The organism is Cobetia sp. PS-4MA (assembly GCF_057670765.1).
Map to the genome: position 1 here is coordinate 2,218,782 of NZ_CM173107.1, position 11,912 is coordinate 2,230,693.

Consider the following 11,912-nt stretch of genomic DNA (forward strand, 5'->3'; position numbering starts at 1 on the left):
GGCCTCTCAAAGGTGCATTTACGTCATTCAGGGCGGGCTGGTACCCAGCCTCGTCAAAGTTGACGTAAAACGCAAAGTATCCGGCGCGTTCTGATCATCTCGCCACCCCCAACTTCACGACACTGTGTTCAACAAAGGCGCAGAGGCAATGCGACCGGGGCGTGCAGGTTGACGTCTGGTGACATGGCCGCTGCGACTTACCGCAGACAAGTGTCCTGATACGTGAGGCTCGACGATGAATCGCAAGACTATCCTGACATGCGCCATCACTGGCGCGGGTGATACCGCCAGCAAGAACCCGAATGTCCCGGTGACACCGAAGCAGATCGCCGATGACTGCATCGCGGCGGCCAAGGCCGGCGCCAGCGTGGCCCACATTCACGTGCGTGATCCGGAGACCGGCGGCATCAGCCACTCCACCGAGCACTTCCGTGAAGTCATGGACCGTGTGCGTTCCGCCGACACCGACATCGTCATGAACATCACCGCCGGTGGCGGCGGCGACTGGATTCCGGACGTCAACGACCCGACTCGTGGTGGCCCGGGCACCGACATCCAGACCCCGGCCGAGCGTCACGCGCCGATCCAGGAACTGCTGCCGGAACTGTGCACCCTGGACTGCGGTAGCCTGAACTTCGGCGACATGGTCTATATCAACACCGCTGACTGGCTGCGCGAGCACGCTCGTCTGGTCCAGGCGGCTGGCGTCAAGCCGGAGCTCGAGTGCTTCGATCTGGGCCACGTCTGGTTCGCCCGCCAGCTGCAGCAGGAAGGCCTGCTCGACGACGACCTGCTGTTCCAGCTGTGCCTGGGCATTCCGTGGGGCGCCGAAGCCGACACCGAAACCATGCTGACCATGAAGAACAAGCTGCCGACCAACTCCAACTGGGCAGCCTTCGGTATCGGTCGCATGCAGATGCCGATGGTCGCACAGGCCGTGCTGCTGGGCGGTCACGCTCGCGTCGGTCTCGAAGACAACCTCTATCTGTCCAAGGGCGTGATGGCGACCAATGCACAGCTGGTCGAGAAGTCCTCTGGCATCATCGAGAACCTGGGCTCCAGCGTGATGACCCCGGCCGAGACTCGCGCCTTCCTCAAGCTGCGTGATCCGTCCACCGGCAAGACCGCCGGCGACGTGGCAGCCCTCGAAACCGCTGGAGGTGTCGCATGAGCCAGTTATCTGTCGTAGGAACCGGTGTCATCGGCAATGGCTGGATCTCCCGTGCATTGGCCAATGGCTGGGACGTGGTCGCCTTTGATCCGGCCCCGGACGCCGAAGCCCGCACGCGCGCCTTCGTCGAGAATGCCTGGCATGCACTGGAGAAGGATGGCCTGGCGGAAGGCGCTTCCGTCGATCGTCTGCGCTTCGCCGCGACCCTCGAAGAAGCTGTCGTCGGTGCTGATCTGATCCAGGAAAACGTGCCGGAGCGTCTGCCGCTCAAGCAGGAAATCCTCAGCGCCATCGATGCCGCTGCAGAAGAGCACGTGGTGATCGGCTCTTCCACCTCCGGTTTCAAGCCGACCGATCTGCAGCAGGATTGCAAGAAGGCGCCGGGCCGCGTCATCGTCGCCCACCCGTTCAACCCGGTCTATCTGCTGCCGCTGGTCGAGCTGGTGGGTGGCGAGCACACCTCCCCGGCGCTGCTGGAAGGCGCACGCGAAGACTATCAAGCACTGGCCATGCGTCCGCTGATCGTGCGTCGCGAGATCGAAGGTCACATCGCGGATCGTCTGATGGAAGCGCTGTGGCGTGAAGCCCTGCACCTGGTCAACGATGGCGTCGCCACCACCGAAGAGATCGACGCGGCTGTCGTCTATGGCTGTGGTCTGCGCTGGTCGCTGATGGGCACCTTCCTGACCTTCCACCTCGCCGGCGGCGAGCCGGGCATGCGTCACATGCTCGAACAGTTCGGCCCGGCCCTGAAACTGCCGTGGACCAAACTCGAAGCGCCGGAGCTGACCGACGAGCTGATCGACAAGGTCGTGGAAGGCTGCGAATACCAAGCAGCGGGTCGCCCGGTTGCCGAGCTGGATCGTCGTCGCGATGACTTCCTGGTCGAGCTGCTGACGCTTACGCGCAAGTACTGGCCGGAAGCCGAAGGTCTCGAGGGACGTATCTGATGGACCTGCTCAAGATCACGGTGCCGCATGAATGGGTCGACTACAACGGCCACATGAATGATGCCGAATACGCGCGTGCCTTCTCGATGGCAGTCGAGGCACTGATGGAGCACGTGGGCCTGGATGCCGAGGGTCGTCGCGAACACGACCTGACCATCTACACCCTGGAGACGCACCTGTGCTACCTGGCGGAGGCGCACGAAGGCCAGACACTCAAGGTCAAGGTCCTGCTGCTGGATCACGACCCCAAGCGTCAGCACGTGCTGTTCACTCTGACCGATGCCGACGGCGGCGAGATTGCCACCAGCGAGCAGATGTTGATGGCGATGAGCATCAGTGGCGGTCGTCCGACCCCCTGCCCGGAAGCGGTGGCGGAGCGCATTGCCGCCCTGCCCCAGCCGGCAGGCGACGATGACTGGCCCAAGGCCGCCGGCCGGCGTATCGGTATCCGTCGCAAGACGGCCTGATACGCGCACCGACAGCATCAAGAGGTAGATCGTCCTTTCGAAGGATGGACCGACACCCCGTCAGTTTCTGACGGGGTGTTATCGTATGCATGACATTTTTCCTTTCGGGCCAGAGACCATGACACACGAGACATCTTCACCGCTGCGTTGCCAGGCGTTCATCGACGCCTTCGCCGACGGCATGGCCGAATTGGCAGGCCTGTCAGTCGCCGAGAGCCGGCCTCAGTGCGAAGCCCTCTACGCGCGCCTGGCCGCGCCACTCGCAGACGGCGTCACGCCAAGCGACGAGACACTGCATTCCGATGATGGCCACGTCATTGCCCTGCGACGTTTCCGCCCGACGCGTGAGGCGCCACGCAAGGACGGCTGTGTCGTCTATCTGCACGGTGGCAGCTGGCAGGTCGGTTCGCTGGATAGCCATCAGGGCGTGGCCTCAAGCCTGGCGTCACGGCTCAATCGTGAGGTCATTAGCGTGGATTACCGGCTGTTGCCGGAAGCGTCCTATCAACAGGCGCTGATGGATTGTGAGGTTGCCGTGCGTGAACTGACTCCTGTCGCAGTCGTCGGCGACAGTGCTGGCGGTCGCCTGGTCATGGATGTCTCACGCCTGCATCACGAGACACAATCGCCCTATGTGCTGGGCCTCATCTACCCGCCGATGGACCCGGTACTGAGCCTCGACAATGAAGACCTCGCCACACTGGGGCCGACGGCGCCACTGCTGAGCCGTGAAGAAATCGTCGCCATGTGGCAGCTGGTGGCCGAGGGTGACCCCTCGCACAGTTACGCCATGACGCCACCCCATTCACGGCAGGCACCGGCGCAGGTCATCGAAGTGCTCTCGGTCGAGCATGACCCTCTCACGGCGCCGCTGGAGGCGGCCGTCACCACCTGGAAGGCCCAGGGGGCGGAAGTCGGCTATCACTGCGCGACGGGGATGGTCCACGCCGCCCTGCACGCTCATCATGAATTGCCTGAGATGGGGATCGCCTGGCGTGGTTTCTGTGACGCCTTGACGCGCCGTCTTGGCGAGGCATGATGCCGCCCCGGGCGGTCGTGCCATGAAAAGAGGCCCGTACCGATGGCATCGGTACGGGCCTCTTTTCGTCGTGATCCACCTCAAACACTGGCCGGCCCGAGGTGCACCCTCATCTGCCGTGTCTGGACGAGAGATTCTCATGGCTACGGTGATTCACACCTCGGCACATCACGCTGACTCACAGCGCACGTCATCGCGTCGAAGGACACGCAGTTCGACATCCGCCGGGCAGTGTGAGACCCGCGGCTGCCAGCGAGCCTGTAGTCGCTCACGCAGGTTCGCGTCTCCGTAGATCACGACCACGACCATTAGACGAAAATCACCCTCCAGCGCCCGCTGTGCGATGAGAGCTTCATAGAGAATGCTGTCGAGAATACGCTCGGCCCTGGCGTGATGCTTGAGCACTCTGACATCCACGAAGGTAGTCGTGGAGGCCTTGCCGGCAAACACCGCATCGAAGCATGACCGCGTATCCCCTACCTGGACATCATGACGTACCTCGCCGGACGGCTCTGCCCCGGACTCGCGGACGATCTGTTCTACCAGTGCGGTCTTCAATGCGCGCAGCTCATGGCGATGCTCTCGCGTCATCTTCTCCCGCGACATCTCATGCGATGTCACCGCCCCACCGGCGGGTGACGCCATTGACGTATCGTCACTGTCGTCATGGAGCAGTTGCGCCACGTCGGCATCATCCACGGGTGGCTGGGCAGACGACGCCTTGGCTGGCGGCATCTCGATGCCAGGCTCTCCGCCCAGTGAGTCCTGTACCTCGGCCGTCAGGCGCTCCTCCTGTTCGGCGGGCGACAGGGTGCGCATGAAGGAGCGGTCCTTGTGGTAATCGCCGGGGGCATAGAGCTTGCCATGATGCCTGGTCACCAGACGATAGAACACGCCCAGCACCAATAGCGGAAAGATGACGATGAAGGCGATCAGCGGCGAACGCTCGACCTCTGTCAGCTTGTCTGCGGATGAATTCAGCAACAGGCTCGCGAAGCCGTAGATCAACGAGATGAACAGCGCGATGATGCCGAGCGGATTGCGCGCCAGTTCCTTGGCATTCTTTACGAACGGCATAAGTGCTCCATTCCTTGAGACCTCCCTATCCCTTTGTTACCACCATACTTTACACGGCAACAATCCGTAAGGATTGTAACGGTCGCCCTAGCGCTCGGCTCGCGGGGAGTGTCCGAAGTGATTGCGATAGGCCCGCGAGAAGCTTGAGCTCGACGTGAAGCCGCTGGACAGTCCGATGGAGAGAATATCGAGATCCGTCTCCTTGAGCAGATGCCGAGCACGCTCCAGCCGCAGCCTCAGGTACCAGGCTCGCGGCGACGTGGCGAGTTCCTGCTCGAACAGACGCTGCAACTGTCTGAGCGAGATGCGACAGCGTCGGGCCAGCTCCTCCAGCGACAGGGGGGTGTCCAGATGCTGCTCCATCAAGGCGACGGCATCGACCAGCTGGCGCTTGTGAGTGCCGAGTCGCCGCGCCAGCGTCATGCGCTGCTGATCGGTACGCGTCCGCATGCGGTCATGGACAAGCTGCTCGGAGACATCGACTGCCAGGGCCGTGCCGTGCCGCCGGGCAATCACGTCCAATGCCATGTCCATCGCCGCCGCTCCCCCGGCACACGAGAAACGCCGTGCGCCCAGCTCGAACAATTCATCCGAGGTGCTGATGGCAGGGAAACGCTCGCGAAACGCCGGCAGACTCTCCCAGTGCAGTGTGACGCGCTCACCATTGAGCAGTCCGGCCGCGGCGAGCAGGAAGCACCCGGTATCCAGCCCGCCCAGCACACAGCCACCGGCATCGAGGCGATTCAGCCAGCCAGTGAGAGCGCGATTCAGGTGAGCTTCCGGCTCGAAGCCACTGCATACCGCAAGCGAAGGCAGCGAGCGGATATCCAGAATGCTGTGATCCGCTACCAGCGTCATGCCGCTCGATGCCGTGACCGGCTGGCCATCCTCACTGATCAGCAACCAGCGAAACAGCGGCTTGCCACTGATGCGATTCGCGATGCGCAACGGCTCCACCGCCGCGAAGAAGGCCATCATCGAAAAACGCGGCAGCAGCAGAAATCCGATCGTTTCGGGCAAGGGGCCGGAATAGTCGAGACGCATGACGCGAGAGCCTCCGTGACAGGGAAAGAGAGGTGTCATGGGTCATCACCCGAGAGCGTGACATGACGACGTCCGTCAAAAACGACGCATTACGTTAACAATAATTCGCCTGACGACAAAACAGACTGTTGAAATTTACCTGTCGTCGAGACTTCACCATGCCGCCTCCCGGGCATCCCCAGGGCCTCAGTGCGAGCGTCTGGTGATCATGTCGTGGTGATTCGCGTCCCGCTTGCCCGACCCGCTTCTGGCGTAGCGTGATTTTTCCAGAAGCTGTAGCCATCAAAAACAATCCCATCCATAATATATCGTAATGTTTTTAGGCAGTTAGCCAAGAACTGCTCTTTCCAAAATGCGTTCCTAACCTCTTCTCGTTGCCAACACGACAACAATAATGGTGCCGGATGAGCGGTCGATATCCCCGATGCCTCGACCGAGACAGGGATCGCTGGCCCTTTGACCAGCTCGAACAGGAGTTACTGCGTGACCCCTTCCCAATCCGACCCCGCGTCCTCTCCCGATTCCACGAATACCGCCCCTCTGCCCTATCCCAACGCCAGTTCCAGCGTGCAGGTCGAGACCTCAGGCTGGCTGACCGGCATGCACAAGGGCATGACCCTGACCTCAGGGGGCCTGCTGCTGCTCTTCGTCCTGGCCACGGGCCTGGCACCCGACATGTCCGCCAGTCTGTTCGGCGCCGCCCGCGCCTGGATCGAGTCCACCTTCGGCACCTATTATCTCGTCACCATCGTCGGACTGATCGGGCTGTGCATCGCCCTGGTGTTCTCTCCCTGGGGCAACCTGCGCCTCGGCGCACCGGACAGTCGTCCCGAATTCTCACGCTTCACCTGGGTCTCGATGCTGCTCTCGGCAGGCGTCGGCATCGGCATCCTGTTCTTCGGGGTCGCCGAGCCGCTGTTCTACTTCGATGACTCCGGCGGCTTCGGCTACCCGAACAACCCCCACGCGGACCTCGCCGGCCACACCGCCATGACCCATGCGCGCGCCGTGGATGCGCTCAAGCTGGCCTTCTTCCACTGGGGCCTGCATGGCTGGGCGGTCTATGTGATCGTCGGCATGACCCTGGCCTACTTCGCCTATCGCCGCGGCCTGCCGCTGGCCCTGCGCTCCGCGCTGTATCCGCTGATCGGCAATCGCATCTATGGCCCCATCGGCCACGCCGTCGACATCATGGGAGTACTGGGCTGCGTGTTCGGTATCGCCACCTCGCTGGGCCTGGGCGTCAGCCAGATCGCCGTCGGCCTCAATCGTCTGACCGGGCTGGATTCCGGCATCTACACCCAGGTGGTACTGATTGCCGTGATCTGTGCCATCTCCATCGCGTCTGCCGTCTCGGGTGTCAGCCGGGGTATCCGCATCATCTCCGAACTCAACGTCGGCGTCTCCGTCATCGTGGTGGGCAGCTTCCTGATCGGGGGGCCGACGCTGTGGTTGATCAGCATGTTCGGCGAGACGCTGGTCTCCTATGTGCGTGACGTCATCCCAATGGGCCTGTGGGTGGCGGGCACGCCGCTGGAACGCGACTGGCAGGATGCCTGGACCATCTTCTACTGGGCCTGGTGGCTGGCATGGGCGCCGTTCATCGGCCTGTTCATCGCCCGTATCTCCAAGGGCCGCACCGTGCGTGAATTCGTGCTGGGCGTGCTGATCGCGCCGCCGCTGATCATCTTCATCTGGCAGGCGCTGTTCGGTGGCACCGCGCTGCACCAGGAACTGACCGCAGCCATGGGCCCGGGAACCGGCGAACTGATGGGCATGATCCGCGACTGGAACCTGCCGGAGGCGCTGTTCGCCACGGCGGATACACTGGTGGCCAATGACACCCTGAGCGTCATCCTGTCCTCACTGCTGATCTTCCTGCTGATCAGCTGGTTCGTGACCAGCTCCGACTCCAGCACCCTGGTCATCACCACCATCCTGTCGATGGGCGATGAGGAGCCGCTGGCGCGCCACCGGATCTTCTGGGGCGTCTGCATCGGCTCGGTCGCTGCCGTCCTGTTGATGGCCGGCGGCCTGAAAGCCCTTCAGACCGTGCTGATGGCGGCGGCATTGCCGGTCAGCCTGGTGATTCTGCTCATGACACTGGGTCTTCTGATCGCCCTGATCGAGGAATCGCGCATGGCGCTCAAGGCACGTCGCCGAGCCTCCCCCGACACGGGCCTGAATTGATCCGCCGGTCAGTCTGACCAATGCCGGTCACGGCTCCTGCCATGACTTGATGCCGGCACCCGCATGACACGAATCCCCGCTTGAGGCCACAAGGCCCGGCGGGGATTGGCGTTTCTGGCTCCCGGACATCCTCTTCCAGCCTCTCCCGGAGGGCCTCTGAGCGCCGAGGCACTGCAGGCTTCCAGCGAGAAAATATCCGAAAAGCCGGCCTGACGCTTGCCGCATGACGCGTTCAGCTAACTGGACTTCGTTTGAGGAGAAAATGATCGGGGACGACGCTCTAGCCTTAGAACGTGTCGATGTCTGATGTCCAGAACGTTCCACACAGGTAGTGCGAGACAACAATCACAACAATAAAGGAGTGTTCCCATGACACCCGCCCAACAGGACTCGCAAGAGTCCGCTCACCGCGGCATCCCCCCTGATTTGACGCAGCGCCTTGAGACCCGCGGCCCGCTCAAGGGCATGCACAAGGGCATGACACTCACCGCTGCCGGCCTGCTGCTGGCCTTCGTGGTCGGTGCCGGCCTGAGTCCGCAGGCCTCTTCTGCCCTGTTCGGCGCCGCCCGCGCCTGGATCGAGAACACCTTCGGCACCTACTATCTCATCCTGGTCGTGGGCATGATCGCCCTGTCACTGGTCATGGTGGTGTCTCCCTGGGGCAGCCTGCGACTCGGCCCCAGGGACAGCAGACCCGAGTTCTCGCGTTTCACCTGGATCTCGATGCTGCTCTCGGCAGGCGTCGGGATCGGCATCCTGTTCTTCGGGGTCGCCGAGCCACTGTTCTACTTCGACGACTCCGGTGGCTTCGGGTACCCCAACAACCCGCACGCGGATCTGGCCGGCGCTACCAGCATGGACCATGCCCGCGCCGTCGAGGCCCTCAAGGTGGCCTTCTTCCATTGGGGCCTGCATGGCTGGGCGGTGTATGGCGTCGTCGGCATGACACTCGCCTACTTCGCCTACCGCCATCACTTGCCCCTGGCGCTGCGCTCGGCGCTCTATCCACTGATCGGCGAGCGCATCTACGGCCCCATCGGTCACGCCGTGGATATCATGGGCGTACTGGGCTGTGTCTTCGGAATCGCGACCTCGCTGGGCCTCGGCGTCAGCCAGATCGCCGTCGGGCTCAACCGCCTCACCGGACTGGATGCCGGGCTCGGCACTCAGCTGGCGTTGATCGCCGTCATCAGCGTGATCTCCATCGCATCTGCCGTCTCCGGCGTGAAGCGCGGCATCCGCTTCATCTCCGAGCTCAACATCGGCGTCTCGGTGCTCGTGGTCGGCAGCTTCCTGATCGGCGGCCCCACCCTGTGGTTGATCTCGCTGTTCGGCGAGACGTTGCTGGCCTATCTGCGCGACGTGGTGCCGATGGGACTCTGGGTCGCCCAGACCCCGGGCGAGAGCAGCTGGCAGGAAGGCTGGACCATCTTCTACTGGGCCTGGTGGCTGGCCTGGGCCCCGTTCATCGGCCTGTTCATCGCGCGTATTTCCAAGGGACGCACCCTGCGCGAGTTCATCCTCGGCGTGCTGATCGCCCCACCGCTGATCATCTTCCTCTGGCAGGCGCTGTTTGGCGGTACCGGTCTGCATCAGGAGCTGACGGCCGCCATGGGCCCGGGGACCGGCGAGCTGATGACGCTGGTGCGCAACTGGAATCTGCCGGAAGCCCTGTTCGCCACCGCCGATGCCCTGGCCGGCAACGGCGTGCTGGGAGTCATCCTTTCCTCGCTGTTGATCTTCCTGCTGATCAGCTGGTTCGTGACCAGCTCAGACTCCAGCACCCTGGTGGTCACCACCATCCTGTCGCTGGGCGATGAGGAGCCGCTGGCGCGTCACCGCATCTTCTGGGGCATCTGCATCGGACTGGTGGCCGGTACCTTGCTGATGGCAGGCGGCCTCAAGGCACTGCAGACCATCCTGATGGCCGCCGCCTTGCCGATGAGCTTCGTGATCGTGGCAATGACGATGGGCCTTTTGGTGGCGCTCTATCAGGAATCCGGCAACGCACTGAAAAGGTTCAAGAAACCCGCCCAGCATCACACAGGCCCCTGAGCCCGCTCAAAGCCCCTCACTCGACCCGGGCCCGTCGTGCCAACAGGCAACGACGGGCCTTGAGGCATGCCTTCACGTCAGGCGTCCCACGAGACTCATAATGTCGTGTTATGGCAAATACTGGTCGCCAATAACCAAAAATTAACCAGAGGGCAAGATAGGCTTATGAGGTCCTTGCCACCCACAGGAGTCAGCCATCGTTATCTGCCCTCTCTTGACGACTTCTTGCTGCCGTCAGCTTGCCAGTTCGACAACAACAACTTCAGGAATCGCGCTCTCATGACGACCGACACTTCCTCCTCCCGCCAGCCCGAGGCCACCACGGATTCCGTCTGCGGCCTGGGGGACACAGACTCCGCCAAGGGCAAGTACCTGACCTCGATCGCCACCGTCGCGGTCATCATGCTGCTGATCGGCGCCGCCGCCCTCTTCCCGACGGGATTCCTCGCGGCCCTCGATACCGTCAAGACCTCGGTGATCGGCAATCTCGGCTTCATCTTCACCTGGCCGGCCTTCGCCATCTCGCTGGTGATGGTCGCGGTGTGCTTCACGCCGCTGGGCAAGCTGCGCTTCGGTGAAGGCGAACCGGAATTCCACACCCTGAGCTGGATGGGCATGCTGTTTGCCACCGGCATGGGCATCGGCCTGCTCACCTGGGGCGTGCTGGAACCCAAGTACCATACCGATGCCGGACAGAGCACCGACATGGCACTGCTCAACGCCTTCAATCATTGGGGCCTGCTTGCCTGGGCGGGCTATCTGGCCATCGGCGCGCTGTTCGCGCATGCCATGTACAACATGAAGATGACCAAGCCCGCCGAAGAACTGCTGGGCAATGGCCTGTGGAGCAAGCTCAACCTGGTCAGCCTCGTCGTTTCCACCGTCATCGGCCTGTCGCTGTCCTTCACCTACGCGACCACCCCGATCCAGCAGGGGCTGGTCAAGCTGGTCGGCATCGAGTTCAGCCCGACCCTGATCATCAGCGTGCTGGCCGTATGCGCCATCATCTCCTCCGCCTCTGGCCTCAAGCGCGGCATCAAGTGGCTGAGCAACTACAACACCCTGTTCGCCATCATTCTGATGATCGGCGTGCTGGTGCTGACCGTCCCCGGCGACATCGTTTCCACCTTCGTGCGTCTGGTGCCGGAATACCTGCTCAAGTACCCGGCGATGGCCACCGACATCGGCCTGGGTGATCCGGAGCGCAAGGCGTGGCTGGCCGACTGGCTGTATGCCTTCGAAGCTGCCTGGTACGGCTGGTTCATCTTCACCGGCGTCTTCGTGGCGCGCATCTCCAAGGGCCGTACCCTGCGTGGCATGGTGCTGGGGGTGATGCTGGTGCCGACCCTGTTCTCGTGCCTGTGGTTCGTGGTGTTCGGTCTCGGCAGCCTCAGCCTGGGCGTCGAGGACGTGTTCAAGCTGATCGATACCATCGATACCACCGGCATCCTCTCGGTGATACTGACGCTCAACATCCTGCTGTTCTTCATCACCAGTGCCGATTCGGCAGGACTGGTCTGCGAGATGCTGACCGTCAAGCGCTCACGCGCCTTCTGGATCATCGCCATGGCCGCCCTGGCCATCGTGGTCAGCTGGCTGGGCGGCGATGTCTACAAGACCCTGCTGAGCCTGATCTCGGTCGCCGCGATACCGGTCGCCTTCGGCATCTTCGCCCTGGTGATCGCCTTCGTGGTCCGCGTACGCCGTGATCGCGCCTCCCAGGCCATCCCGGCATCGGTGCCACTTACCCAGCGCTGAACCGCCATGGCGTGAGGTACGCCGCAGCGCGTGCCGACGCAATCCGGGACAACGATCTGGCGCGACGCAATCTGTCCAGCACAACGGCCCTGCCCTCGAATGAGGTGCAGGGCCGTGTCACGTCTGATGCCCGCCTTTTTTCGTCACCTGCCAGGAATGGA

9 protein-coding genes are annotated in these 11,912 nt (G+C 62.9%); 7 read left to right on the forward strand and 2 right to left on the reverse strand.

Going from position 1 to position 11,912, the window contains the following annotated elements:
• Positions 1-235 precede the first annotated feature (235 nt).
• From AC26AR_RS09450 to AC26AR_RS09465, 4 genes are all read left to right on the forward strand, one after another.
• Positions 236-1,171 carry a beta-keto acid cleavage family enzyme gene (locus tag AC26AR_RS09450; RefSeq protein WP_024952191.1) on the forward strand — a complete coding sequence of 312 codons (936 nt, stop codon included), beginning with the start codon at positions 236-238 and terminating at the stop codon, positions 1,169-1,171.
• The gene (locus tag AC26AR_RS09455; protein WP_176494133.1) at positions 1,168-2,121 is read left to right on the forward strand and encodes an L-carnitine dehydrogenase; all 954 of its coding nucleotides are present in this window, start codon (positions 1,168-1,170) and stop codon (positions 2,119-2,121) included. The genes AC26AR_RS09450 and AC26AR_RS09455 overlap by 4 nt, the downstream gene beginning before the upstream one ends.
• On the forward strand, positions 2,121-2,588 hold the full coding sequence (locus AC26AR_RS09460; protein ID WP_488106839.1) for a thioesterase family protein: 468 nt from the start codon (positions 2,121-2,123) through the stop codon (positions 2,586-2,588). Before AC26AR_RS09455 ends, AC26AR_RS09460 begins: the two co-directional genes overlap by 1 nt.
• Positions 2,589-2,706: 118 nt before the next feature.
• Positions 2,707-3,627 carry an alpha/beta hydrolase fold domain-containing protein gene (locus AC26AR_RS09465; protein ID WP_488106840.1) on the forward strand — a complete coding sequence of 307 codons (921 nt, stop codon included), beginning with the start codon at positions 2,707-2,709 and terminating at the stop codon, positions 3,625-3,627.
• 168 nt (positions 3,628-3,795) lie between these two features.
• Here the strand turns inward: AC26AR_RS09465 and AC26AR_RS09470 are convergent, their stop codons facing one another.
• Together AC26AR_RS09470 and AC26AR_RS09475 are read right to left on the reverse strand one after the other, a co-directional pair.
• The gene (locus AC26AR_RS09470) at positions 3,796-4,704 is read right to left on the reverse strand and encodes a hypothetical protein (RefSeq protein WP_488106841.1); all 909 of its coding nucleotides are present in this window, start codon (positions 4,702-4,704) and stop codon (positions 3,796-3,798) included.
• Positions 4,705-4,791: 87 nt separating this feature from the next.
• Positions 4,792-5,748, reverse strand: coding sequence for a GlxA family transcriptional regulator (locus tag AC26AR_RS09475; RefSeq protein WP_176494141.1), 957 nt, complete (start codon positions 5,746-5,748; stop codon positions 4,792-4,794).
• A gap of 483 nt (positions 5,749-6,231) precedes the next feature.
• Here AC26AR_RS09475 and AC26AR_RS09480 point away from each other — a divergent pair, with 483 nt between their 5' ends.
• The 3 genes from AC26AR_RS09480 (at position 6,232) to AC26AR_RS09490 (ending at position 11,751) form a co-directional block, all read left to right on the forward strand.
• The gene (locus tag AC26AR_RS09480) at positions 6,232-7,938 is read left to right on the forward strand and encodes a BCCT family transporter (protein ID WP_488106842.1); all 1,707 of its coding nucleotides are present in this window, start codon (positions 6,232-6,234) and stop codon (positions 7,936-7,938) included.
• Positions 7,939-8,307: 369 nt separating this feature from the next.
• Positions 8,308-9,993 (forward strand): BCCT family transporter, encoded by a 1,686-nt coding sequence (locus AC26AR_RS09485; protein ID WP_176494142.1) that lies wholly within the window; start codon positions 8,308-8,310, stop codon positions 9,991-9,993.
• A gap of 279 nt (positions 9,994-10,272) precedes the next feature.
• Entirely contained in the window at positions 10,273-11,751 is a 1,479-nt protein-coding gene (locus AC26AR_RS09490; RefSeq protein ID WP_488106843.1) for a BCCT family transporter, read from the forward strand.
• The last annotated feature ends 161 nt before the right edge of the window (positions 11,752-11,912 follow it).